Origin of the sequence: Paraburkholderia sp. EG286A (assembly GCF_040965375.1) — a bacterium.
Taxonomy (GTDB): Bacteria; Pseudomonadota; Gammaproteobacteria; order Burkholderiales; family Burkholderiaceae; genus Paraburkholderia.
Map to the genome: position 1 here is coordinate 1,094,028 of NZ_JBFRCB010000002.1, position 24,535 is coordinate 1,118,562.

Sequence of the window (24,535 nt, forward strand, 5' to 3'; positions counted from 1 at the left end):
AAACCGGCTACTGGCCTGGCCGCGCCGCCGGCAGCCCCAGGGGATTCCGGGGGCATTGGCGGATCGGTGTTTGTCCTGGCTACGTGCGCCTTGCGGTTTTGCGGTTCTCGTACCAAAAATGTAATCGATTACATTTTGACGCGGCCAAACGGCTCACGCTTCGGCCGCCGCAGGTTTCCGAACCGGTCACCAACGCCTTTGCCCATGTCCGCTCGCTCGTCCAGAACGTCGCCACTGCGGCCGCTGCCGCAAGCCGAAGACGCCAGCGCCGCCACCGCCTCGCGCGGCGGGTCGATCGCGGCGGTGGCGCAGCGCGCGGGCGTCTCGGTCGCGACAGTTTCGCGGGTGCTCAACGGCCATGCGAACGTGCGCGCCGCCACGCGCGAGCGCGTGCTCGCCGAGATCGAAACGAGCGGCTACCGCGTCAACGAACTCGCGCGCAACCTGCGCACCGCCGAAAGCCGGCTGCTCCTGACGATGGTGCCCGACTTCGGCAACCCGTTTTACGCGGAGATCGTGCGCGGCATCGACAGCGTTGCGCGCCAGCACGGCTTTTTCCTGCTGCTGTGCGACACGGGCGCCGACGCCGGCCGCGAGCGCAGCTACTTCGACCTGCTGCGCCGCCATCGCGCGGACGGGGCGATCTGCCTCGACCCGGCGACCGTGCAGCACGCGCTGGCCGCCGAATCGACGGCGCTGCCGTGGGTAGCCTGCTGCGAGTTCGATCCGGACGTGGGCGTGCCGTACGTGGGTATCGACAACTACCGGGCCGCGCACGACGCCGTGCGGCATCTGATCGCGCGGGGGCGGCGCCGTGTCGCGCTCATCAACTCCGACGAGCACTACCTCTACGCGCAGCAGCGCCGCGACGGCTGGCGCGACGCGCTCGGCGAAGCGGGCATCGCGATGTGCGACGCCTGGCGCGTGAACGTGAACTGCCTCGACTACGACGCGGGTGCGCAGGCCGCCGCCGCGCTCATGCGGTTGCCGGCAGGCGAGGCGCCCGACGCGATCTTCGCGGTGTCGGACACGCTCGCGGTGGGCGTGGTCAACGGCCTGCGCGGTGCGGGGCGGCGCGTGCCGCACGACGTCGCCGTGGTCGGCTTCGACGATATCGCGCTCGCCGCGCAGATCGACCCGCCGCTCACGACGATCGCGCAGCCCATGCGGGAGCTGGGCGAGACGGCCGCGCGCCTGTTGCTGCGGCGTTTCGCCGACCCGCGCGCGAGTGTGCCGGGCGTGCTGCTGCCGCACAGGCTGGTGGTGCGCGAGAGCGGATGAAACGCAGGAAACGTAGACGAGCACATAGGAGGGGAGACCAGCGGTGTTCTGCTGTGCATGGGACCGGAGTCAGGGCTAAAGCCCTGACTCCGGTCGACAGGCGGGCGGCGTGAGCCGCTCGCCGCAACCCGCAAAGCCACAAGCGCCAGTACTGGAGGAGCGCACGCGCATGAGCGTCGCCGTGAAGTTCAACGACATCCGCAAGGACTTCGGTCCCGTGCGCGTGCTGCACGGCGTGAGCTTCGAGCTTGCGCCGGGGCGCATTCACGGGCTGCTGGGCGAGAACGGCGCGGGCAAATCCACGCTCATGAAGATCCTCGCGGGCTACGAGAACGCGAGCGCGGGCGAGATGCTGGTGGACGGCGTGGCGCGCCGCTTCGACGGCTCGCGCGAGGCCGAAGCCGCCGGCATCGTGCTGATCCACCAGGAGTTCAATCTGGCCGAGCACCTGACGATCGCGCAGAACATCTTCCTCGGCCACGAGAAGCGCAAAGGCTGGCTCGTCGACGACGCCGCCATGCGCCGCGAAGCGCGCGATCTGCTCGCGCAGGTGGGCCTCGCGCGCGACCCGGACGTGAAGGTGCGCGACCTCATCGTCGCCGAAAAACAGCTCGTGGAGATCGCCAAGGCGCTCTCGCGGCACGCGCGCCTGCTCATCATGGACGAGCCCACGGCCACGCTCACGCCCGCCGAAACCGCGCGCCTTTTCGCGCTCATGACGAAGCTGCGCGCCGCGGGCACGACGCTCGTCTACATCTCGCACAAGCTCGACGAGGTAGAGACCATCACCGACGACGTGGTCGTGATGCGCGATGGCCGCTTCGTGGCCGCGAGCGCGACGGCAGGGCTCGCGCGCCAGCAGATGGCGAACCTCATGGTGGGCCGCGACGTCTCCGACATGTTTCCGGAGAAAGGCGCGGCGCCCGAGCTTGCCCCCGTGGCGCTGCGTGTGGCACATCTCACCGTGCCGGGCTGGGTCGAGGATCTGAGCTTCGAGGTGCGCGCGGGCGAGATTCTCGGCTTCGCGGGACTCGTGGGCGCGGGGCGCAGCGAGGCGTTCGAGGCAATCGTGGGCTTGCGCCACAAGCACGCGGGCGAGATCGAGATCGACGGCCGCCCGGTGACGCTGCGCCATCCGCGCGACGCGATGCGCCACGGCCTCACGTACCTGAGCGAAGACCGCAAGGGCCGCGGCCTGCACATGAACCTCACGCTGCAGGACAACCTCACGCTCATGACGCTCGAGCGCTACGGCCATCCGCTGCTCGACCTCAAGGCGGGCCGCCGCGCGCTGGAGAAGGCGGTGCGCGACTTCGGCATCCGCACGGGCGACCTCGACAGCCGCGCGCGCATGCTCTCGGGCGGCAACCAGCAGAAGCTCGCGCTCGCCAAGTTCCTGCAGCCCGACCCGCGCGTGATCGTGCTCGACGAGCCCACGCGCGGCGTGGACGTGGGCGCGAAGCGCGACATCTATTTCCTGATCCAGCGGCTCGCGGCCTCGGGGCGCGCGGTCGTCGTGATCTCGTCCGAACTGGTCGAGCTGATCGGGCTCGCGCATCGCGTGGCCGTGATGCGCGCGGGCCGGCTCGTCGCCACGCTCGGGCACGAACATCTGAACGAAGAGGAGCTGATCGCTCATGCAACCGGCACCCACTGACGCGGCGTCCGAAGGCCGTGGCGCGCGCTCGGCCGCGGCGCGATTCGTGCACCGGCTCGCGGGCGTCGGGCCGCTCATCGGCCTGATCCTGCTGTGCGTGCTCGGCACGCTGCTCAACCGCGATTTCGCCACCGCCGGCAACCTGCTCAACGTGCTCACGCGCACCTCGTTCATCGGCATCATTTCCGTGGGCATGACGTTCGTGATCATTTCGGGCGGCATCGACCTGTCGGTCGGCTCGATGGCCGCGTTGATCGCGGGCGTGATGATCTGGGTGATGAATACGCTGGCGGCGAGCGAACACGCGTTGGCACCTTTGGCCATCGTCGCGATCGGCATGGCGATCGCGCTCGTGCTCGGCGCGGTGTTCGGGCTCGCGCATGGCTTGCTGATCACGCGCGGGCGCATCGAGCCTTTCATCGTCACGCTCGGCACGCTCGGCATTTTCCGGTCGGTACTGACCTGGCTCGCCGATGGCGGCGCGCTCACGCTGCAGAACAATCTCGTCGATCTCTACGGGCCGGTCTATTACGCGAGCCTCTTTGGCATTCCGGTGCCCGTGTGGGTGTTCGCGCTCACGGCGGCGGGCGGCGCGCTGATTCTCAACCGCACGGCGTTCGGGCGGCACGTGCAGGCGATCGGTTCGAACGAGCAGGTCGCACGCTATGCGGCGATCCGCGTCGATCGCGTGAAGTGCGCGACCTACGTGCTGCTGGGCGTGTGCGTGGGCGTGGCGACGGTGCTCTATGTGCCGCGCCTCGGCTCCGCCACGCCGACTACGGGCTTGTTGTGGGAGCTGGAGGCGATTGCTGCCGTGGTGGTGGGCGGCACGGCGCTCAAGGGCGGCGAAGGGCGCGTGGCGGGCACCGTGGTCGGCGCGGTGCTGCTCTCGGTCATCGCCAATATTCTCAATCTCACGAGCATCATCAGCGTGTATCTGAATGCGGCGGTGCAGGGCGTGGCGATCATCGCGGTCGCGTTCCTGCAGCGCGGCAGACGGTAAGGATGTCGAAGCAGATCTGGCAGGGCGGTGGGGAAGTAAAAGGAGGCAGCGAAAACTCAACGCAAGAACGGGCGCGGGAGCGCACGATAGGAGACGGCATCATGAAGAAGATGATTCGAACGATGTGTGCAGGCGCGCTGGCGCTTGGCGTAGCGGCGACGTTCGGTGCGGGCGCGGCGCGCGCCGACGACAAGGTCACGCTGGGCGTGGCGATTCCCACGGCCGACCATGGCTTCACGGGCGGCATCGTCTGGTGGGCGAACGAGGCGAAGAAGGACCTCGAAAAGGCGCACCCGGACCTCAAGGTCATCGTCAAGACGGCGGCGAACGCGCCCGATCAGGCGAACCAGTTGCAGGACCTCGTGACCGTCAACAAGATCAACGCGCTCGTGATCTTCCCGTATGAATCGGCTTCGCTCACGCAGCCCGTTGCGCAGGTGAAGAAGCAGGGCGTGTACGTGACGGTGGTCGATCGCGGCTTGACCGACACGAGCGCGCAGGACGCCTATGTGGCCGGCGACAACACGGCGTTCGGCAAGATCCCCGCCGAGTACCTCGCGAAGCAGCTGGGCGGCAAGGGCGATATTGTCGCGCTGCGCGGCATTCCCACCACGCTCGACAACGAGCGCTGGACCGCGTTCACGTCGGTGCTGAAGGGCTATCCCGGCATCAAGATCCTCGACGCGAAGTACGCGAACTGGAACCGCGACGACGCCTTCAAGACGATGCAGGACTACCTCACGCGCTTCAAGCACATCGACGCGGTCTGGGCCGCCGACGACGACATGGCCGTGGGCGTGCTCAAGGCGATCGATCAGGCCAAGCGCAACGACATCAAGATCGTGTTCGGCGGCGCGGGATCGAAGGATATGGTCAAGCGCGTGATGGACGGCGATCCGCTCATCAAGGCCGACGTGTCGTATTCGCCGAAGTTCATCTACGACGCGATCAAGCTCACGGCCGAAGCGCGTTTGCAGGGCAAGGCGTTGCCGCCCACCACGATCATTCCTTCGGTGCTGATCACCAAGGAGAACGCGAAGCAGTTCTACTTCCCCGATTCGCCGTTCTGAGGACGGGCTTGCGATGAAGACGATCAAGGGCCCAGCGATATTCCTCGCGCAGTTCCTCGGCGACGACGCGCCGTTCGACAGCTTCGCGCACATGGCCGGCTGGGCGGCCCAGCTCGGCTACAAGGGCATCCAGGTGCCCGCGGATGCGCGTCTCGTCGATCTCGCGCAGGCCGCGTCGAGCGTGGCGTACTGCGACGACCTGCGCCAGCAGGCCGACGACGCGGGGGTGACGATCACCGAGCTTTCCACGCATCTGCAAGGACAACTCGTGGCCGTGCATCCCGCCTACGACACGCTGTTCGACGGCTTCGCGCCGCCGCAGGTGCGCGGCGATCGCGAAGCGCGCACGGCATGGGCCATCGAGCAGTTGATGCTGGCCGCGCGCGCTTCGAAGAATCTGGGGCTCAGTGCGCACGTGACGTTTTCGGGCGCGCTGGCGTGGCCGTACGTCTATCCGTGGCCGCAGCGGCCGGCGGGTCTCGTCGAAGCCGCCTTCGACGAACTCGCGCGCCGCTGGCGGCCGATTCTCGACGCGTTCGATGCGGCGGGCGTGGACGTCTGCTACGAGCTGCATCCGGGTGAGGATCTGCACGACGGCGTGACGTTCGAGCGCTTTCTTGCGGCAGTGGGCGATCATCCCCGCGCGAACATCCTCTACGACCCCAGCCACTTCGTGCTGCAGCAGCTCGATTACCTCGCGTTCATCGACCTCTATCACGCGCGCATCAAGGCCTTTCACGTGAAGGACGCCGAATTCCGCCCCACGGGCAAACAAGGCGTGTACGGCGGCTACAGCGCATGGGTGGAGCGCGCGGGGCGCTTTCGCTCGCTCGGCGACGGGCAGATCGATTTCGGCGCGATCTTCTCGAAGCTCACGCAGTACGACTATCCGGGCTGGGCGGTGCTCGAATGGGAGTGCGCGCTCAAGCATCCGCACGACGGCGCGCGCGAGGGCGCGGAGTTCATCAAGCGGCATCTCATCCGCGTGGCCGAGCACGCGTTCGACGACTTCGCGGGCAGCGGCGTCGATGCGGCGCAGGTGAAGGGCGTGCTGGGCCTCTGAACGCGATTTTCGCAGGAGACACGCAATGACGCGAAGACTCAGGCTCGGGATGGTCGGCGGCGGCGAGGGGGCGTTCATCGGCGCCGTGCATCGCATCGCGGCGCGTCTCGACGACGGTTTCGAACTCGTCGCGGGCGCACTGTCGTCCGATGCGACGCGCGCGCAGTCGAGCGCCGAGGCGCTCGGCCTCGCGCGCAGCTACGCCGACTGGCGCGAGATGGCGAGCGTGGAAGGCGCGCGCGAGGACGGCATCGACGCGGTGGCCATCGTCACGCCGAACCATCTGCACGCGCCGGTGGCGCATGCGTTCATGGACGCGCGCATACACGTGATCTGCGACAAGCCGCTCGCGGTCTCGCTCGCCGAGGGCGAAGCGCTCGCGCAACACGCGCGCGACGCGAATCTCGTGTTCGCGCTCACGCATACGTATTCGGGCTATCCGCTCGTGCGGCATGCGCGCGAGATGGTCGCGGCGGGTGAGATTGGCGAGGTGCGCATCGTGCAGGTCGAGTATGCGCAGGACTGGCTCGCCAATCCGGTCGAGCGCAGTGGCGCGAACCGTCAGGCGATGTGGCGCACCGATCCGGCGCTCGCGGGGCCGGCGGGGTGTCTGGGCGACATCGGCACGCATGCCTATCAGCTGGCGGCGTTCGTGAGCGCGCTCGTGCCGGAGTCGCTCGCGGCCGACGTGCATACCTTTGTGCCGGGCCGCCGCGTGGACGACCACGTGCAGGCCATGCTGCGCTACGCCAACGGCGCGCGCGGCATGCTATGGGCGAGCCAGGTGGCGAGCGGCGCGGAGAACGCGTTGCGGCTGCGCGTGTATGGCACGAAGGCGGGCCTCGCGTTCGATCAGGAGGAGCCCAACCTGCTGTGGTTCACGCCGCAGGGCGGCGAGGCGCAGCGGCTCACGCGCGGCCGCGTGACGGGGGCCGCCGCACGGCACGCCACGCGCGTGCCGCCGGGGCATCCGGAAGGCTATCTGGAAGCGTTCGCGCAGCTCTATCGCGACGCCGCCGCGCAGATCCTCGCGCGCGAGGCCGGCGAGCCTGCGCCGCCCGCGAGCCGGCTACTGACGACGGTCGACGACGGCGTGGAGGGACTGCGCTTCATCGAGGCCGTACTGGCGAGCAGCGCGGCGGGCGGCGCCTGGCGCAGCATCGTGCGGCCGTGACTGGCCATCTGGATGAATTGAGGAGATAGGGCCTGGCAGTGAAAGTTGCGACATGTTTAACCCGCTTCAACGGTGAAGCATGTCCAACGTCATTCAATTGCATTACACTGCGTATTCGACGAAATCGCCGACGAAATCAGCGGCAACGACCAAACCAGGGAGCGAGTCGATGAACGCAAATGCATTGGTACAGGTTCGCATCGATCACGCGCTCAAGCAGCGCGCGGCTGAAGTGCTCGACAACATGGGGCTCACGGTATCGGACGCCGTGCGCATTCTGCTCACGCGTATCGCGAACGAGGGGGCGTTGCCGTTCGATTTCGCCGTCGATCCGGTGGCGCATGACGCGTGGTTTCGGGCGAAGGTCCATGAAGCGCTGACGGACCCGCGGCCGGCTGTGGCGGATGAAGAGGTGGAGGCGCACTTCGCGAAGCGGCGCGCGGCGGCGGCCGGCGAGCCTGGGCCCGCTCACAACCGCAAGACGAAAAGTTGAAGCCAGGCTGGTCGCCGCTCGCGCTGGCCGACCGCGAGGCGCTGTTCAACTTCACTATGACGAGCAATCCGCGCAGAGCGATCGCGTGGGACGAGCGGATTTCGGCATCCGTTCGACGTCTGCGGCTTTTTCCCAACCTTGGCCGGGTTGGCCGTGTGAGTGGCACACGCGAGCTGGTGGTCGAATCAACGCCGTTCGTGCTCGCTTACCGGTACGAGAACGAGGCGCTCACGATATTGCGCGTCCTGCATAGCGCGCGCCGCTGGCCCGACGTCATCGATTGAGCGGCGGCAGGGCGCCGCCGATCGTAGCGTCTATTGCCCCAGATACACGAATTTGCCCCCGCGTACCGTGCCCATCACGCTCGCGCGCTGGTCGAGGCCCACGTGGTCCGTCGGGCTCGTGTTCACCATGCCGTTGGGCACGACCACTTCGTGCGCGTGCTCGAGCTCGCTGCGCAACGCCACGCGGAACGCCTCGGTGCCCGGCTGCGCGGTCTTGAGCGCACGCGCAACGGCGTCCTGCAGGCGCGGGTACACGCCCGCCGCGTCGCCCGCGAATTGCGTAACCGTGCCCGGCCCGTACTTTGCCTCGTAGGCATCGACGAAGGCGAGCGCCGCCTTTTGGGCCGGCTGGTCGGCCGGCAGGGTGCGCGCCACCACCACGGGCTGGGTCGGGAACAGGGTGCCTTCCACGTCCTTGCTGCCCAGCTTGATGAACTCAGGCGTGGCGATGCCATGCGTCTGGTAGATCGGCCCCTTGTAGCCGCGCTCGATCAGCGTGCGTTGCGGCAGCACGGTCGGCGTGCCTGCGCCGGCGATCAGCATGGCGTCCGGTCTGGCCGCCATCAGCTTGAGAATCTGGCCCGTCACGCTGGCGTCGGTGCGGTTGTAGCGCTCGGTCGCCACGATCTGGATGTTGCGTTCCTTCGCGTACTTCGTGAATTCGTTGAGCCAGCTGTCGCCGTAGCTGTCCGCGAAACCGATAAAGCCCACGCTTTTCACGCCGTGCGCGGCCATGTAGCGCGTCATGACGTCGGCCATGGCGGCATCGGTCTGCGCCATCTTGAAGGCCCACACGCGCGCGCCCTGCTGCGGCTCGACCACCGAGCCCGAGCCGACCAGCGTGATCATCGGCGTCTTGCTTTCCGCCACCGGGTCGAGCGCCGCGAGCGCCGCAGGCGTGATATTCGGGCCGACGATCACGTCCACGTGATCTTCGTTGATGAGCTTGTGGATGTTGCGCACGGCGGCGCCCGGGTCCGAGCCGTCGTCGAGCACGATGTAGTCGGCCTTCTGGCCCGCGATCGTGTCGGGCCACATCAGCATGGCGTTCTTGCTCGTGATGCCGATGGCGGCCGCAGGTCCCGTGCTCGAGAGGTCGATGCCGACCTTGATGTCGGCGTGGGCGGCCGGGGCGAACGTGGCGGCGGCAAGGGCGGCAGCCGCGGCGAGCGGGCGCAAAAGCGTGTACAGCTTCATCCGTTGAGTCTCCTGTCGATCAGAGTTGGCGCTTCAGCGCCTTACTCTGACCCCATGCAGAGATGGCGAGAAGTGATGTTGTTGTAGTGCGGATTTTGTCTGATTTTTCTTCCGGCGCTCGCGCAGCGGCTTACAGCTCGTAGGTCTCGTGCTCGCCCTTGAGGGCCTGCTCGATGAGCTTGCGGTTCAGGCTCGGCGAAAGCAGCTCGACGAGCGTATACACATAGCTGCGCAGGTAAGCACCCTGCTTGAGCGCGACGCGCGTGACGTTGCTGCCGAACAGATGCCCCACGGGCACCGCGCGCAGGTGCCGGTCGCGCTCGGCGTTGAAGGCGATATCGGCCATGATGCCCACGCCGAGGCCGAGCTCCACGTAGGTCTTGATCACGTCGGCGTCGATGGCTTCCAGCACGATGTCGGGCGAGAGCGCGCGCAGGCGGAACGCGTCGTTGATCTTGGTACGCCCGGCGAACGCATTGTCGTAGGTGATCAGCGGATATTGGGCCAGATCGTCGAGCGAAAGCGGCTTGCGCTCGAGCAGCGGGTGGTCGGGCAGCATCACCGCCACGTGATGCCACGTGAAGCAGGGCAGCGACACCAGTTCCTTGTAGCCGGAGATGGCCTCGGTCGCGATGCACAGATCGGCCTGGTCATGCAGCACCATTTCCGCGACCTGGGTCGGGCTGCCTTGCAGGATCGACAGGTGCACCTTCGGGAAGCGCCGCTTGAACTCGGCGATGGCGGCAGGCAGCGAGTAGCGCGCCTGCGTGTGCGTGGCGGCGATCGTGAGGTTGCCCTGGTCCTGCGCCGCATAGTCCTTGCCCACGCGCTTGAGGCTCTCCACTTCCTGGAGAATGCGCTCCACCGAGGCGAGGATGATCCGGCCCGGCTCCGTGAGCGAGCGCACGCGCTTGCCGTGGCGCGTAAAGATTTCGACCCCAAGCTCGTCCTCCAGCTCGATGATCGCCTTCGAGACCCCCGGCTGGCTTGTATACAGTGCCTTGGCCGCTTCCGTGAGGTTGAAATTCTGGCGTACAGCCTCGCGGACGAAGCGGAACTGGTGCAGGTTCATAGATAACCCTTATAACCTGTTTGCATATCGACCTGATTTTTGAGTCGTTTGAAATATAAGGCGAGTTTATTACCATTCCTCCAACTTTTCCAATATGGATATCTGTTTTGGTCATTAGCAAATGACCGGCGCGATTGAAGGCGCGGCCGCCTCGCAGGAGGCAGGACAGAGCGGAAAGAGCGAAGTCGAGAAGTCGGAGCGCGGCGTAACCGGAACGCCGCGATTGAACCAAACCCTGGGGTCCCCGAATGTACCAATACGATCAGTACGACCAGACCATCGTCGACGAACGCGTCGCGCAATACAGCGACCAGGTCCGCCGCCGCCTGTCGGGCGAATTGAGCGAAGAAGAGTTCCGTCCGCTGCGCCTGCAAAACGGCCTGTACTACCAGCGCCACGCCTACATGCACCGCATCGCGATTCCGTACGGCAATCTGCGCAGCGACCAGCTCCGCATGCTCGGCACGATCGCGCGCGAGCACGACCGCGGCTACGGCCACTTCTCGACGCGTTCGAACATCCAGTACAACTGGATCAAGCTCGAAGAAACGCCGGAAATCCTGCGCAAGCTGGCCTCCGTGCAGATGCACGGCATCCAGACCTCGGGCAACTGCATCCGCAACATCACCGCCGACCAGTTCGCGGGCGTTGCGCCCGACGAGATCGTCGATCCGCGCCCGTGGGCCGAAATCCTGCGCCAGTGGTCGACGTTCCACCCCGAATTCGCGTGGCTGCCGCGCAAGTTCAAGATCGCCGTGTCGGGCTCGAAGGAAGACCGCGCCGCCGTGCAGATCCACGATCTGGGCGTGTATCTCGAGCGCAACGAGCAGGGCGAAATCGTCGCGAGCATCCTCGCAGGCGGTGGCCTTGGCCGCACGCCGATCGTCGGCGCCATCATCAAGCGCGACCTGCCGTGGCAGCACCTGCTGACCTACTGCGAAGCCGTGCTGCGCGTGTACAACCGCTATGGCCGCCGCGACAACATGTACAAGGCGCGCATCAAGATCCTCGTGAAGGCGCTCTCGCCGGCGAAGTTCGCCGAGCAGGTCGAAGAAGAGTGGCAGCACCTGAAGGACGGCCCCTCGACGCTCACGCAGGAAGAACTCGATCGCGTCTCGCAGTACTTCGTGCCGCCGGCATATGAAAAGATCGCCGACACCGACACGTCGTACGAAAAGCATTTGCTGGAAAACCGTGCGTTCGCGCGCTGGGTCGAGCGCAACGTGCGCCCGCACCGCGTGCCGGGCTACGCGTCGGTCACGCTCTCGCTCAAGCCGCGCAACATCGCGCCGGGCGACGCTACCGACGCGCAGATGGAAGCCGTGGCCGGCTGGGCCGACGAATACTCGTTCGGCCAGATCCGCGTCTCGCACGAGCAGAACCTGATCCTCGCCGACGTCAAGAAGCGCGACCTGTTCGCGCTGTGGGAAAAGGCCAAGGCGCAAGGTTTCGCGACCGCGAACATCGGCCTGTTGACCGACATCATCGCGTGCCCGGGCGGCGACTTCTGCTCGCTCGCCAATGCGAAGTCGATTCCCATCGCCCTCGCAATCCAGGAACGTTTCGACAACCTCGACTTCGTCTACGACCTGGGCGACCTGTCGCTGAACATCTCGGGCTGCATCAACGCATGCGGTCACCACCACGTCGGCAACATCGGCGTGCTGGGCGTCGACAAGGATGGCTCGGAGTGGTATCAGGTCACGCTCGGCGGCGAGCAGGGCAACGGCGCCAACGGCGCGCGCCTTGGCCGCGTGATCGGCCCGTCGTTCTCGGCGGAAGAGATGCCCGACGTGGTGCAGAAGGTGATCGACACGTTCGTCGAGCATCGCATCGACGACGAGCGTTTCATCGACACGTACGACCGCATCGGCATCGCGCCCTTCAAGGAGCGCGTGTACGCATCGCGCCAGCCGGCCCACGCTTAAAGCACGCAACGAGACTACGAGATTCGAGCAATGGCATTGATCATCAAAAAACGCGAGATCGTTGAAGACAACTGGCAAGTCGTGCGTGCGGCCGAAGACGGCGCATTGCCCGAGGTTGCCGCGCTGCCCGCGGGCAAGGTGCTGGTGCCGCTCGCCTACTGGCAGGCGCAGCGCGATGCACTGGTCGCTGCGCGCGGCAAGGACGAACTCGGCGTGTGGCTCGCGCCGGACAGCGAACCGGCCGATATCGCCGCCGACTTCGACAAGCTCGCGGTGATCGGCGTGGACTTCCCCGTGTTCCGCGACGGCCGCGGCTTCTCGATCGGCCGCCTGCTGCGCGAGCGCTATGGCTACCAGGGCGAACTGCGCGCGATCGGCGACGTGCTGCGCGACCAGCTGCGCTTTCACGAGCGCTGCGGCTTCGATGCGTTCGCCGTGCGCGCCGACAAGGACATCCACGACGCGCTCAAGGCGTTCACCGAATTCACGGTGCAATACCAGGGCGCCTTCGACGAACCGTCGCCGCTGTTCCGCCGCCGCGCTGCACAACAGGGCGCTGCGGCATGAGCACCGTCGCGAACGAAATCACGGCTGAGTTGCAGGCGAAGATCGGGCGCCTCGACGCGCTGCTCGATTCGATCGCCGCGCGTCACGCCGACGTGAAGCTGGCCAGCAGCCTCGCCGCCGAAGACATGCTGCTCACTCACGCGATTCTTTCGCGCGGCGTGAAAATCGGCATCTTCTCGCTCAACACGGGCCGCCTGCACGCCGAAACGCTCGGCATGCTCGACGTGGTGCGCGAGCGCTACGGCTACGAGATCGAGCAGTTTCATCCGCAACAGGACGCCGTGGACGAATACGTCGCCCAGCACGGCCTGAACGCGTTCTACGAGAGCGTCGATCTGCGCAAGCGCTGCTGCGAAATCCGCAAGGTCGAGCCGCTGAACCGTGCCCTGTCGGGCGTTTCCGCCTGGGTCACGGGCCAGCGCCGCGAGCAGTCGGTCACGCGCGCGGAGCTGCACGAGGAAGAACGCGACGAAGCGCGCAACATCGACAAGTTCAATCCGCTCGCGGACTGGACCGAAGCCGATGTCTGGGCCTACCTGCGCGCCTTCGAAGTGCCGGTGAACCCGCTGCACGCCCGCGGCTACCCGAGCATCGGCTGCGAGCCCTGCACGCGTGCGATCCGTCCCGGCGAAGACAGCCGCGCGGGCCGCTGGTGGTGGGAGTCGCGCGACACGAAGGAATGTGGCTTGCACATCACGTCCGTGTCGGCCATTCCGGTTGTCGCAGTGTCGTCCGAAATGTCGCCCGAAGTGTCGCCAATCGGCCAGGCGAACTAAGATTCAATTTTGTCGCGCCGTCGCGAAGACCGGCGCGCTACCGAATACCGAGTACTGCGCGTCCCGTAAAAAGGGCGCGAATAAACGAAGGATCCGAACATGAGCACCACGCTCGACTCAGCAGTGAACGCACCGCTCCAGGTCACGGCGAATCGCATGGACCATCTCGACTGGCTCGAAGCCGAGTCGATCCACATCCTGCGTGAGCTCGTCGCCGAATGCAGCAAGCCTGCGCTGCTGTTCTCGGGCGGCAAGGACTCGGTCGTCGTGCTGGCGCTCGCACTGAAGGCGTTCGGCCTCGGCGCGAACCGCAAGACCGCGCTGCCGTTCCCGCTCGTGCACATCGACACGGGCCACAACTACCAGGAAGTGATCGACTTCCGCGATCGCCGCGCAGCCGAAATCGGCGCGGAACTCGTGGTCGGTCACGTCGAAGATTCGATCAAGCGCGGCACCGTGCGCCTGCGCCGCGAAACCGATTCGCGCAACGCCGCGCAAGCGGTCACGCTGCTGGAAACCATCGAGCAATACGGCTACACGGCGATGATCGGCGGTGCGCGCCGCGACGAAGAGAAGGCCCGCGCGAAGGAGCGCATCTTCTCGTTCCGCGACGAATTCGGCCAGTGGGACCCGAAGGCGCAGCGCCCGGAACTCTGGAGCCTGTACAACGCGCGCCTGCACAAGGGCGAGCACCTGCGCGTGTTCCCGATCTCGAACTGGACGGAACTCGACGTGTGGCAATACATCGAGCGCGAGAAGCTCGAACTGCCGTCGATCTACTACGCGCACCAGCGCGAGATCGTCCGCCGCAACGGCCTGCTCGTGCCGGTCACGCCGCTCACGCCGATGAAGGAAGGCGAAGTCAGCGAAATGGCGCAGGTGCGTTTCCGCACCGTGGGCGACATCAGCTGCACGTGCCCGGTGGCGAGCGATGCCGACAACGTCGAGAAGATCATCGCCGAAACGGCCGTGACCGAGATCACGGAACGCGGTGCGACGCGCATGGACGACCAGGCGTCGGAAGCCGCGATGGAACAGCGCAAGAAGCAAGGTTATTTCTAAAGAGCACGCAGAGGAAAGAATAGACATGGTTACGACGCATCAACCTGAAGACCTCGGCGTGCTGCGCTTCATCACGGCGGGCAGCGTGGACGACGGCAAGAGCACGCTGATCGGCCGCCTGCTGTACGACAGCAAGGCGGTTCTGAGCGACCAGCTCTCGGCGCTTTCGCGTGCGAAGAACAAGCGCACGGTGGGCGACGAGATCGACCTGTCGCTGCTCACCGACGGCCTCGAAGCCGAGCGCGAGCAGGGCATCACGATCGACGTGGCGTACCGCTACTTCGCCACGGCCAAGCGCAAGTTCATCATCGCCGACACGCCGGGCCACGAGCAGTACACGCGCAACATGGTCACGGGCGCTTCGACGGCGCACGCCGCGATCATCCTGATCGACCCGACGCGCGTGACGGTCGAGAACGGCGTGACGCAACTGCTGCCGCAAACCAAGCGCCACAGCGCCATCGTCAAGCTGCTGGGCCTGCAGCACGTGATCGTCGCGATCAACAAGATGGATCTCGTCGACTACAGCGAAGCGACGTTCAACCTGATCCGCGAAGCCTATGTCGTGCTCGCGCGCCAGCTTGGCCTGAACGACGTGCGTTTCGTGCCGGTCTCGGCGCTCAAGGGCGACAACATCGTCGCCGCGAGCGAGCGGATGCCGTGGTACGCGGGCGAGCCGCTCCTCGACGTGCTCGAGCAACTGCCGGTCGCGCAGGCGGTGGGCGAAGCGCTGCGCTTCCCGGTGCAGTGGGTCGCGCGCCAGGACGGTTCCAGCGCCGACGACTTCCGCGGCTACATGGGCCGTGTCGAAGCGGGCGAAGTGAAGCTCGGCGACGCCATTACGGTGCTGCCGGCGGGCCGCAGCGCAACGGTGGCCGAAATCATCGCGCCGGTGCCGGGCGGCACGGCGCAGGTCGATCGCGCGTTCGCAGGCCAGACCGTCACGATCCGTCTCGCGGAAGACGTGGACGTTTCGCGCGGCGACACCTTCGTGCCGGCGGCCGATGCCACGCAACCCACGAAGAAGCTCGAAGCGGACCTCTGCTGGTTCGACGAGGAGCCGCTCTCGCCGCAGCGCAAGTACCTGCTCAAGCAGACCACGAGCACGGTGTTCGCGAAGATCGGCGCGGTCAAGCAGGTGCTCGACGTGCATACGCTCTCGCACGCCACCGACCGCCACGAACTCGCGATGAACGATATCGGCCGCGTGGCGCTCTCGCTGCAGAAGCCGCTCGTCTGCGACCTGTATGATGCGAATCCTGGCACCGGCGCGTTCGTGCTGATCGACGAAGCGACGCATCACACGGTGGCCGCGGGCATGATCCGCGCGTTCTCGGCGTAAGGCGCTGCGCGAGGTTGCGGCCGCGCGCGGCCGCAACAATGGATTCGAAGCATATGGGCAAGGTATATCTGATCGGCGCGGGACCGGGCGCAGCGGACCTCATCACGGTGCGCGGCGCACGGCTGCTCGCGAGCGCCGACGTCGTGCTGCACGACGCGCTCGTCGAGCCGGCCATGCTCGAGTACGCGCCGGCAACCGCGAAGTTCATCGCGGTGGGCAAGCGCTGCGGGCAGCGCTCCACGGCGCAGCACTTCATCAACAGGCAACTCGTCGATGCCGCGCGCGAGCACGCCGTGGTCGTGCGCCTGAAGGGCGGCGATCCGATGCTGTTCGGCCGTGCCGACGAGGAAATGCGGGCGCTCGAAGCGGCCGGCATCGAGTTCGAAGTCGTGCCGGGCATCACGGCGGCACTCGCCAGCGCGGCGACGCTGCAACGCTCGCTCACGCTGCGCGGTGTGGCGCGCAGCGTCGCGCTCGCCACGTATTCGCGTGCGGCTGGCAGCGAGGAGATTCGCGAGCAGGTCAACGCCGATTCGTTGGTGTTCTACATGGGCCGAGACAGCGCGCCCGAGATCGCACGCCAGCTGATCGAGGCGGGCCGCGCGGGCGCGACGTCCGTGGCGATCGTCGAAGCCTGCAGCACCGCGCGCGAGCGCACGCTCACACTGACGCTGGCAGGTCTCGCAGCGGGCGAGGCGCAGGACTGGCTCGACCCGGCGCAGCCGAGCCTGCTGATGATCGGCGAGGCGTTCGCCGAACGCTCAGGGCAGGCAGAGCGCGACGATGAAGCGCAAGGCGATGGTCAACATCGCCGCGCCGCCGCTTAACGCATAAGCGCCGCGCGAAACAGGCTCGCAAAGCAAAACGGGCTCGCTGAAAGGCGAGCCCGTTTTTTTATGCGTGAGCGGTTCTAGTCGCGGTCGTTTTCGATGCAGTACCGCACGATCGCATCGAGCACCGCATCGTCTTCGCCGACGGCGCCCGCACAACGCAGCCGCACATCCGGATGCTCGCTCTGGCATTGCGCGATCAGCGCGGGCAGATCGCGGCGCACGTGGCCGCCCTGGCCGAAGAACACCGGCACGACCGTGATCGTGTCGCAGCCTGCCGCGGCCTGCCCGGCGATGGCATCGGGCAGGCTCGGCGTCATCAGTTCGAGAAAGGCGAGGCCGACCGGCCCCGCATCGCCGCGCGTGGCGGAAAGCTTCGCGGCGAGCCGCTGGAACGGCTCCTGCCAGCGCGCGTCGCGCGCGCCGTGGCCGAAGAGAATCATGCCGTGCGTGCCCATGCTTGCGAGCCTGTGCGAATTAGCGGCTGAACTATCGGCTGAACGCTACCGGCATCAATGCCGGTCGACCCATTTGAGCCCGATCAGTCCGACCGCGAGATAGATGAGCCCCGGTGTCGCCGCCGTGAGCGGCGCGGGCCAGGTGTTCAGTGTACCCACGTGCGAGAACAGTGTGTTGACGAGCTGGAAGCTCATGCCGAGCATGATCCCGCCGAACACCTTCATGCCCACCACGCCGGCGCGCGTATGCAGATACGCGAACGGCAGCGAGAGCACGAGCATCACGAACACGGCGAACGGGTAGAGCAGCTTGCGCCAGAACGCGATCTGGTAGCGCTGCGCGTCCTGATGGTTCTCGGTCAGATGCTGGATGTAGCGGAACAGGTTGAACATCGACATGCGGTCGGGCGAAACGAGCAGCACCGAGAGAATGTTCGGCGTGAGCTCCGAGCGCAGCGAGTATTCGGGCGCCGAGGTCTGCTGGGCGCGATAGACCGGATTGAGCGCATCGACCGGCTGGTTCTGCGGCGGCGCCACGCCGATCAGTTGCGTATCGGTCACGTCCTTGAGCAGCCAGTGGCCCGGCGGCTGGAACGTGCCGCTCTTCGCGAGGCGCACGTTGGAGAGCCGGAACTGCGAATCGAATTCGTAGATGCGCACGTTCGTGATGGTCGCATCGGGCAGCAGCTCCCCGACGTTCACGAAGCGCGTGACCTGCTCGCCGTCGGCGCGCGCGGTGAGCGTGTCCTTCACCCACACGCCCGACTGGAAGTTGCTCGACACGGCCGAGCCCAACGCCTCGAGGCGCACGCGCTCGGAGAGCTGGTCGGTGTAAGGGCCGACGACTTCGCCGATCAGGTAGGTGAGCAGCACGAGCGGCACGCCGATCTTGAGCAGCGAGCGCAGCGCCTGGTTGGTGGCGAGGCCCGACACGCGAAAGATCGTGTACTCGGAGTTCGCGGCCATTTGCGCGAACACGTAGATCGCGGCGATGAGCGCCGCGACCGGGATGATCTCGTAGAGCCGCGAGGGCGCCTGGAGCGCCACGCGCAGCACCGCGTACTGGAATTTGTAGTTGCCGTGGCCGACCGAGTTCAGCTCGTTGATGAGGTCGAAGAAGAAGAACAGGCCGGAGAAGGCGAACAGGATGAAGATGAACGTCAGGTAGACCTGGCGAGCGAAGTATTTTTCGTAGATGCGCATCGGTCAGTTTCCCTCTCAGTTGCCAGGAGAGGCGCGCCGGAACATCGCGCGTGTAAAGAGCGGCCGGTTGCGCACGCGTATCCAGAAGATGAACACGACGAGCGCGAGCACCACGGCGTGCAGCAGGACGAGGCCGACGCCGAAGGGCATCTTGCCTTGCTCGATCTGCGACTGCACGACGTTGAGCAGGTTCGAATAGGTGAGGTAGATCAGCACCGCCATCACGAGATTGATCGTGCGGCTGCGGCGCGGGTTCTGGTAGGCAAGCGGAATGCCGAGCAGCATCAGGTTGATCGCGATGAGCGGCAGGCCGGCGCGCCAGGCGAGCTCGCCCAGGTTGTCGTTGGTCGGGTGGCGCAGGAGGCCCGGCGTGGACGTGGTGCTCGCCGAGGGCGTGTTCACGAGCGGCTGGCTCGTGATCTTCACGCCATAACGCTGGAACTCGCTGATGCGGAAGTCCGGGTGGCCGGGCTCGCCGTCGTAGCGGCGGCCGTTTTCGAGCACGACGAAGCGGTCGCCGCCCGTCATGGTTTCGGTGTGGCCCGTCTTCGAAACGATCACGCTCACCTTGCCGTTTTCCGTGCTCGTGACGAACACGTTCTCCACGCGGCCCTGGTCGGGGCTCATGCTCTCGATGAAGAACACGCGGTGCGTGGTGGGCGATTCGCGGAACTGGCCGGGCGCGAGCAGCGACACTTCATCGCGCTGCTGGAAGCGCGCGCGAATCAGCTTGCTCTGCGCATTCGACCACGGCCAGCCGATGAACGCGAAGAACACGATGAGCAGGATGATCGGCGCGGCAAAGGTGGCGACCGGCTTGATCAGGCGCGTGAGGCTCACCCCGGAGGAGAGCCACACGACCATTTCGGAATCCTTGTACCAGCGCGTGAGGACGAACAGGATCGACACGAACAGCGTGACGATGAGCATGACGGCCATATAGCCGATCACGGTGAGTCCGATCAGCACCAGCACGTCGCGCGGGTCGATCTGACCGGACGCGGCGAAGCCGACGATGCGGATCATCATCGTCGTCAGCATGATCGTGAGCAGAACCATGAACACGGCGCCGGCCGTGTACGCGAGTTCGCGCTGCAGGGAACGTTCGAAGATCATTCTTGATGGGCAGGGCGGGCGGACCGTGCCGGGAGGCGCGCAGCTCGCGCAACCGCCCAGGAGCCGCCGCGGGAAAAATAGCGGATAATTGCGGCTTTCATCCTAAGCCCTGATTTTATCCGAGGACAAGCGCGATGGACTTTAGCATAAAAGCCTGTGACTGGAGCAAAGGCGGGGACGGCCCCTTCCTGACCGGCAAGTCGGATTGTGTCGTGGTCGGCGTGTTCGAGGCGCAAACCCTGTCGGGCGCGGCGTTCGCCATCGACAGCGCCATTGGCGGCGCAATCGCGCGCGTCGTCAAGGCCGGCGACATCGACGGCAAGGCCGGCTCCACGCTGTTCCTGCCGGAAGTGAGCGGCATCGGCGCCTCGCGCGTGCTGCTCGTGGGTCTCGGCAAGCAGGACGCGTTCGGCCAGAAGGCTTACGGCGACGCGGTCAAGGCCGCCTGGCGGGCGATCCTCGGCACGAAGATCGCGCAGGTCACCTTCACGCTCGCGCAATTGCCGGTGAAGGAGCGCACGGGCGACTGGGGCGTGCGCACCGCCATTCTCGCGCTGCGCAACGAGACCTATCGCTTCACGCAGATGAAGAGCAAGCCCGACGTCTCGCAGCGGGCCCTCAAGCGCGTGGTCTTCAGCATCGACGCCGCCGAAGAGAAGGCCGCGAAGCTTGCGGCGAAGCAGTCGGTCGCGCTCGCCAACGGCATGGACCTCACGCGCGACCTCGGCAATCTGCCGGGCAACGTCTGCACGCCGACCTATCTCGCGGCCACGGCCAAGAAGCTCGCGCGCGACTGGAAGCTCAAGGTCGAGGTGCTCGGTCAGCGCCAGATCGAGACGCTCAAGATGGGTTCGTTTCTTTCGGTAACAAAGGGCTCGGTCGAGCCGCCGCAGTTCATCGTGCTGCACTATCAGGGCGCCAGCACCAAGGCCGCGCCCATCGTGCTGGTCGGCAAGGGCATCACGTTCGACACGGGCGGCATTTCGCTCAAGCCCGGCGAAGGCATGGACGAGATGAAGTACGACATGTGCGGCGCGGGCTCGGTGCTCGGCACGATCCGCGCGGTCGCCGAAATGGGGCTCAAGCTCAATGTGATCGGCATCATCCCGACCTGCGAGAACATGCCCGCGGGCAACGCCACGAAGCCGGGCGACATCGTCACGACGATGGCGGGCCTCACGGTCGAAGTGCTCAACACCGACGCCGAAGGCCGCCTGATCCTGTGCGACGCGCTCACCTATGCCGAACGCTTCAAGCCGGCCGCCGTGGTCGACATCGCCACGCTCACGGGCGCCTGCATCATCGCGCTCGGCCATCACAACAGCGGCCTCTTCTCGAAGGACGACGCGCTCGCGGGCGAACTGCTCGACGCGTCGCGCGAAGCCAACGATCCGGCCTGGCGCCTGCCGCTCGACGACGAGTATCAGGATCAGCTCAAGTCGAACTTCGCCGACCTCGCCAACATCGGCGGGCGTCCGGCGGGCAGCGTGACGGCGGCGTGCTTCCTGTCGCGTTTCACCGAAAACTACCCGTGGGCGCACCTCGACATCGCGGGCACGGCGTGGAAGAGCGGCGCGGCCAAGGGCGCAACGGGCCGTCCGGTGCCGCTGCTCGCCCAGTTCCTGATCGATCGTGCCGGGCAATGAGGGCAGGAATGGCGATTGCTGCCCACCTGACGGTGTGTAAAGTGGTGTGGGCATGACGCGCATCGATTTCCACACGAACGTCGGCGACTCGCTGCTGTATGCGTGCCGCCTCGTGCGCAAGGCGTATCAGGCGGGCCAGCAGGCGGTAGTGCTGGCCGAGCCCGCGCGCCTGCGCGCGTTCGACGAAATGTTGTGGACCTTTTCGCCGCTCGACTTCGTGCCGCATTGCATGGCCGACAGCCCGCACGCGGGCGAATCGCCCATCGTGCTGGCAGCGGATCTCGAGCGTGTGCCGCATCATCGTGTGCTGCTCAATCTCGGCGCCCAGGTCCCGCCACAGTTCGCACGCTTCGAACGTCTGCTCGAAGTGATTGGCGATGCGCCCGACGAACTCGCGTCGGGCCGTGAGCGCTATCGTTTCTACCGCGACCGCGGTTACGCGCTCAACAACTACAAGCAGGGCGGCTGAGGCCGGACGCGCGAGGCGTACCGGCGCAAGGCCGACTGCCCCGATCGATGGAGGTATACATGTCCGGCATGCACGACTCGGAAGATAGTGCGATTCCGCTCTTGAACGAGGTGATGGTGAGCGGCAATCCGCTGCGCGCGCACAACGTCGAAGAGGCGAAGAGCGCGACGGCCGCTGCCGTCCAGGCCGCCGTGGCCGAGCGCGAGGAGGGCCTGTTCGCGCACGACGCCGACGCGCTCGTCGAGCGCCTGCGCGGCCGTTGCCTGACCTGGCTCACCGGCGAAGGCCGCGCCGTGATCGAGGCGCGCTGCAGCGCCGCGATGCAGGAGCATACGAACTGGCTCGTGGGCCAGGTGTCGCGCGAAATCGGTCTTGCGCTCGAAACGGAACTCACGAACTGGGTGAAGGCCGCCGTGCGCGAAGAACTGGCGGCGCGCGCAGGGCGTCCGCCTTCGGCCTGATTCACTTGAGCGTGCGGCGGCGTGCAGTCGCTGGGCGCCCGCGCCATCACACCGTTCGCCTCACTTGAGCGTGAGGATCCAGCTCGCGAGCTGCGCCGCCTGTGCGGGGTTCAGCTGCGTGTTGGCCGGCATCGGCACGGTGCCCCACACGCCGCTGCCGCCTTCCAGAATCTTGTGGGTGAGATAGGCCTGCGCGTCGGGCTTGCCCGCGTACTTCGCGGCGACATCGCGCAGGGCGGGACCCATGAAATTGCGGGTCACCGAGTGGCAGCTCATGCAGTTCTGCTGCTGGGCGAGCGCGAGGCCGGTGGGTCCATGCTGCGCGCGGACCGGGGCCGCCCCGAGCGCGCCGGCAAGGCCGATGGCGAGCGCGGCGGCGAGCGTCGCTGTCTTGTTCTTCGCTTGCGACTTCCGTTTCATACTGGTCTCCGCCCGCGTATGCGCCGGCTGTGTCGTCGCATTATAAAAGCAAAGGGCGCACGTCCCGGACGTGCGCCCTTTGCTTTACTGCCGGCCGGGATTCGAGCGGCGCCTGGCCCGGCTTGGCCCCGCCTAGCCCGTCACCGCGCCCTGGTTCGCCGGGCGCGCGAGCGCCGCGTACTTCGCCATGACGCCGCGCGTGTAGCGCGGCGCGGGCTGCTTCCAGGCCGCGCGCCGGCGCGCGAGTTCGGCGTCGTCCACGTTCAGTTGCAGCAGGAGCGTGTGAGCATCGATGGTGATCGAGTCGCCTTCCTGCACGAGCGCGATCGTGCCGCCTTCAAACGCTTCCGGCGCGACGTGGCCCACCACCATGCCCCAGGTGCCGCCTGAGAAGCGCCCATCGGTGATGAGCCCGACCGACTCCCCCAGCCCCTTGCCGATGATCGCCGAAGTCGGCGCGAGCATTTCCGGCATGCCGGGCCCGCCCTTCGGGCCGAGGTAGCGCAGCACGACGACGTCGCCGGCCTTGATCTTGTCCGCGAGGATGGCTTCCATCGCGCTCTGCTCGTCGTCGAACACGCGTGCGGGGCCCGTGATGACCGGATTCTTCAGGCCCGTGATCTTGGCGACCGCGCCGTGCGTCGCGAGATTGCCCTTGAGGATCGCCAGATGGCCTTCCTTGTACAGCGCCTGGCTGATGGGGAAGATCACCTTCTGGTCCGCGCGCGGCGTGGACGGCACGTCCTTGAGTTCTTCCGCGATGGTCTTGCCCGTGATGGTGATGCAGTCGCCATGCAGGAGGCCCGCGTCGAGCAGGATCTTGAGCACCTGCGGAATGCCGCCGGCCTCGTGCAGGTCGGTCGCGACATACTGGCCCGAAGGCTTCAGGTCGCAAATCACCGGCACCTTCTTGCGCATGCGCTCGAAGTCGTCGATGGTCCATTCGATTTCCGCGGCATGCGCGATGGCGAGATAGTGCAGCACGGCGTTGGTCGAGCCGCCCGTCGCCATGATGAGCGCCACGGCGTTCTCGATCGACTTCTTCGTGATGATGTCGCGCGGCTTGAGGTCCTGCTTGACGGCCTCGACCAGCACACGCGCCGATTCCGCGGCCGAGTCGACTTTCTCCTCGTCGGGGTTGGCCATCGTCGACGAATACATGAGCGACATGCCGAGCGCCTCGAACGACGAACTCATCGTGTTCGCGGTGTACATGCCGCCGCACGAGCCGGTGGACGGGCAGGCGTTTTTCTCGACGCCTTCGAAATCTTCTTCGCTCATGCGCCCCGCGGTGAATTCGCCCACGGCCTCGAACGCCGAGACGATGGTGAGGGCCTTGCCTTTCCAGTTGCCCGGGCGGATCGTGCCGCCATACACGTAGATGCCGGGCACGTTGATGCGCGCGAGCGCGATCATGCCGCCGGGCATGTTCTTGTCGCAGCCGCCGATCACCACCACGCCGTCCATCCACTGGCCTTGCACGCAGGTCTCGATGCAGTCCGCGATGACTTCGCGCGAGACGAGCGAGTACTTCATGCCCTCGGTGCCCATCGACATGCCGTCCGAGATCGTGGGCGTGCCGAAGGTCTGCGGGTTCGCATCGGCGCGCTTGATGGCGTCGACGGCCGCGTCGGCCAGCCGCTGCAGGCCGGCGTTGCACGGCGTGATGGTCGAATGGCCATTGGCGACGCCGATCATCGGCTTGTCGAAGTCGGCTTTCTCGTAGCCGAGCGCGTAATACATCGAACGATTGGGCGAGCGGGCGACACCTTGCGTGATGTGCTTCGAACGACGGTTATAGGGCATGGGGACCTCCGGTGGATTTTGTCTCGGACGCCGGGTGTGGGTTCTGGTTCGGGGAGCGCCGGCACGTCTATCGAAGCATGCGATTTCGCGAGGGCGCTGTCCAATATATTATTCGTGGTCTATTGAGTCGTAAAACATATCAACATGACCACAGCGC

General features: G+C 66.4%; 24 protein-coding genes. 17 read left to right on the forward strand and 7 right to left on the reverse strand.

Translation table 11 applies throughout. The features are described from left to right. The first annotated feature begins 204 nt into the window (after nucleotides 1–204). The 8 genes from AB4Y35_RS11515 (at nucleotide 205) to AB4Y35_RS11550 (ending at nucleotide 8,025) form a co-directional block, all read left to right on the forward strand. On the forward strand, nucleotides 205–1,281 hold the full coding sequence (locus AB4Y35_RS11515; protein ID WP_368704482.1) for a LacI family DNA-binding transcriptional regulator: 1,077 nt from the start codon (nucleotides 205–207) through the stop codon (nucleotides 1,279–1,281). A gap of 169 nt (nucleotides 1,282–1,450) precedes the next feature. Further along, nucleotides 1,451–2,938, forward strand: coding sequence for a sugar ABC transporter ATP-binding protein (locus AB4Y35_RS11520; protein WP_368704483.1), 1,488 nt, complete (start codon nucleotides 1,451–1,453; stop codon nucleotides 2,936–2,938). Further along, nucleotides 2,919–3,941: an ABC transporter permease gene (locus AB4Y35_RS11525; protein ID WP_368704484.1), complete on the forward strand. Its 1,023-nt coding sequence runs from the start codon at nucleotides 2,919–2,921 to the stop codon at nucleotides 3,939–3,941. The genes AB4Y35_RS11520 and AB4Y35_RS11525 overlap by 20 nt, the downstream gene beginning before the upstream one ends. A 101-nt stretch (nucleotides 3,942–4,042) precedes the next feature. Beyond that, on the forward strand, nucleotides 4,043–5,011 hold the full coding sequence (locus AB4Y35_RS11530) for a substrate-binding domain-containing protein (RefSeq protein WP_368704485.1): 969 nt from the start codon (nucleotides 4,043–4,045) through the stop codon (nucleotides 5,009–5,011). Nucleotides 5,012–5,024: 13 nt separating this feature from the next. Continuing rightward, a complete protein-coding gene (locus AB4Y35_RS11535; RefSeq protein WP_368704486.1) occupies nucleotides 5,025–6,074 on the forward strand; it encodes a sugar phosphate isomerase/epimerase family protein in 1,050 nt (349 codons plus the stop codon). A 25-nt stretch (nucleotides 6,075–6,099) separates the two neighbouring features. After that, nucleotides 6,100–7,248 (forward strand): Gfo/Idh/MocA family protein, encoded by a 1,149-nt coding sequence (locus tag AB4Y35_RS11540; protein WP_368704487.1) that lies wholly within the window; start codon nucleotides 6,100–6,102, stop codon nucleotides 7,246–7,248. A gap of 169 nt (nucleotides 7,249–7,417) precedes the next feature. Beyond that, a complete protein-coding gene (locus AB4Y35_RS11545) occupies nucleotides 7,418–7,741 on the forward strand; it encodes a type II toxin-antitoxin system RelB/DinJ family antitoxin (protein WP_368704488.1) in 324 nt (107 codons plus the stop codon). After that, nucleotides 7,738–8,025: a type II toxin-antitoxin system RelE/ParE family toxin gene (locus tag AB4Y35_RS11550; protein WP_368704489.1), complete on the forward strand. Its 288-nt coding sequence runs from the start codon at nucleotides 7,738–7,740 to the stop codon at nucleotides 8,023–8,025. Before AB4Y35_RS11545 ends, AB4Y35_RS11550 begins: the two co-directional genes overlap by 4 nt. 30 nt (nucleotides 8,026–8,055) lie before the next feature. On the opposite strand, the gene AB4Y35_RS11555 is transcribed toward AB4Y35_RS11550, so the two are convergent. Together AB4Y35_RS11555 and AB4Y35_RS11560 are read right to left on the reverse strand one after the other, a co-directional pair. Further along, on the reverse strand, nucleotides 8,056–9,222 hold the full coding sequence (locus AB4Y35_RS11555; RefSeq protein ID WP_368704490.1) for an ABC transporter substrate-binding protein: 1,167 nt from the start codon (nucleotides 9,220–9,222) through the stop codon (nucleotides 8,056–8,058). Between the two features lie 130 nt (nucleotides 9,223–9,352). Continuing rightward, nucleotides 9,353–10,294 (reverse strand): CysB family HTH-type transcriptional regulator, encoded by a 942-nt coding sequence (locus AB4Y35_RS11560; protein ID WP_028210583.1) that lies wholly within the window; start codon nucleotides 10,292–10,294, stop codon nucleotides 9,353–9,355. A gap of 248 nt (nucleotides 10,295–10,542) precedes the next feature. On the opposite strand from AB4Y35_RS11560, the gene AB4Y35_RS11565 reads away from it, so the two are divergent. The 6 genes from AB4Y35_RS11565 (at nucleotide 10,543) to cobA (ending at nucleotide 16,796) form a co-directional block, all read left to right on the forward strand. After that, the gene (locus AB4Y35_RS11565; protein ID WP_368704491.1) at nucleotides 10,543–12,222 is read left to right on the forward strand and encodes a nitrite/sulfite reductase; all 1,680 of its coding nucleotides are present in this window, start codon (nucleotides 10,543–10,545) and stop codon (nucleotides 12,220–12,222) included. A gap of 30 nt (nucleotides 12,223–12,252) precedes the next feature. Then, the gene (locus tag AB4Y35_RS11570) at nucleotides 12,253–12,789 is read left to right on the forward strand and encodes a DUF934 domain-containing protein (protein ID WP_368691950.1); all 537 of its coding nucleotides are present in this window, start codon (nucleotides 12,253–12,255) and stop codon (nucleotides 12,787–12,789) included. After that, complete coding sequence (locus AB4Y35_RS11575) at nucleotides 12,786–13,565, forward strand: phosphoadenylyl-sulfate reductase (RefSeq protein WP_368704492.1); 780 nt, start codon at nucleotides 12,786–12,788, stop codon at nucleotides 13,563–13,565. Before AB4Y35_RS11570 ends, AB4Y35_RS11575 begins: the two co-directional genes overlap by 4 nt. 99 nt (nucleotides 13,566–13,664) lie before the next feature. Beyond that, entirely contained in the window at nucleotides 13,665–14,627 is a 963-nt protein-coding gene (gene cysD, locus AB4Y35_RS11580; RefSeq protein ID WP_368704493.1) for a sulfate adenylyltransferase subunit CysD, read from the forward strand. Between the two features lie 25 nt (nucleotides 14,628–14,652). Next, nucleotides 14,653–15,969 carry a sulfate adenylyltransferase subunit 1 gene (locus AB4Y35_RS11585; RefSeq protein WP_368704494.1) on the forward strand — a complete coding sequence of 439 codons (1,317 nt, stop codon included), beginning with the start codon at nucleotides 14,653–14,655 and terminating at the stop codon, nucleotides 15,967–15,969. Between the two features lie 53 nt (nucleotides 15,970–16,022). Further along, nucleotides 16,023–16,796, forward strand: a complete 774-nt coding sequence (cobA, locus tag AB4Y35_RS11590; RefSeq protein ID WP_368704495.1) for a uroporphyrinogen-III C-methyltransferase — start codon at nucleotides 16,023–16,025, stop codon at nucleotides 16,794–16,796. Between the two features lie 83 nt (nucleotides 16,797–16,879). Here cobA and AB4Y35_RS11595 read toward each other — a convergent pair whose 3' ends face one another. Genes AB4Y35_RS11595 through lptF form a run of 3 tightly spaced genes read right to left on the reverse strand, consistent with a single transcriptional unit; the run spans nucleotide 16,880 to nucleotide 19,576 of the window. Beyond that, nucleotides 16,880–17,257 (reverse strand): sirohydrochlorin chelatase, encoded by a 378-nt coding sequence (locus tag AB4Y35_RS11595; protein ID WP_368704496.1) that lies wholly within the window; start codon nucleotides 17,255–17,257, stop codon nucleotides 16,880–16,882. Between the two features lie 54 nt (nucleotides 17,258–17,311). Beyond that, the gene (gene lptG, locus AB4Y35_RS11600; RefSeq protein ID WP_368691945.1) at nucleotides 17,312–18,460 is read right to left on the reverse strand and encodes an LPS export ABC transporter permease LptG; all 1,149 of its coding nucleotides are present in this window, start codon (nucleotides 18,458–18,460) and stop codon (nucleotides 17,312–17,314) included. 15 nt (nucleotides 18,461–18,475) lie between these two features. Further along, on the reverse strand, nucleotides 18,476–19,576 hold the full coding sequence (gene lptF / locus AB4Y35_RS11605) for an LPS export ABC transporter permease LptF (protein WP_368704497.1): 1,101 nt from the start codon (nucleotides 19,574–19,576) through the stop codon (nucleotides 18,476–18,478). Nucleotides 19,577–19,710: 134 nt separating this feature from the next. Between lptF and AB4Y35_RS11610 the strand changes: the two genes are divergently transcribed. Genes AB4Y35_RS11610 through AB4Y35_RS11620 form a run of 3 tightly spaced genes read left to right on the forward strand, consistent with a single transcriptional unit; the run spans nucleotide 19,711 to nucleotide 22,152 of the window. Then, a complete protein-coding gene (locus AB4Y35_RS11610; RefSeq protein ID WP_368603822.1) occupies nucleotides 19,711–21,222 on the forward strand; it encodes a leucyl aminopeptidase in 1,512 nt (503 codons plus the stop codon). Nucleotides 21,223–21,274: 52 nt separating this feature from the next. Next, nucleotides 21,275–21,691, forward strand: coding sequence for a DNA polymerase III subunit chi (locus AB4Y35_RS11615; protein ID WP_368704498.1), 417 nt, complete (start codon nucleotides 21,275–21,277; stop codon nucleotides 21,689–21,691). A gap of 59 nt (nucleotides 21,692–21,750) precedes the next feature. Continuing rightward, nucleotides 21,751–22,152 carry a DUF2486 family protein gene (locus AB4Y35_RS11620; protein WP_069265458.1) on the forward strand — a complete coding sequence of 134 codons (402 nt, stop codon included), beginning with the start codon at nucleotides 21,751–21,753 and terminating at the stop codon, nucleotides 22,150–22,152. Nucleotides 22,153–22,212: 60 nt separating this feature from the next. On the opposite strand, the gene AB4Y35_RS11625 is transcribed toward AB4Y35_RS11620, so the two are convergent. Both AB4Y35_RS11625 and ilvD read right to left on the reverse strand, forming a co-directional pair. Continuing rightward, complete coding sequence (locus AB4Y35_RS11625) at nucleotides 22,213–22,572, reverse strand: c-type cytochrome (RefSeq protein WP_368691943.1); 360 nt, start codon at nucleotides 22,570–22,572, stop codon at nucleotides 22,213–22,215. A gap of 132 nt (nucleotides 22,573–22,704) precedes the next feature. Continuing rightward, the gene (gene ilvD / locus AB4Y35_RS11630; RefSeq protein WP_368704499.1) at nucleotides 22,705–24,378 is read right to left on the reverse strand and encodes a dihydroxy-acid dehydratase; all 1,674 of its coding nucleotides are present in this window, start codon (nucleotides 24,376–24,378) and stop codon (nucleotides 22,705–22,707) included. Nucleotides 24,379–24,535: the final 157 nt, after the last annotated feature.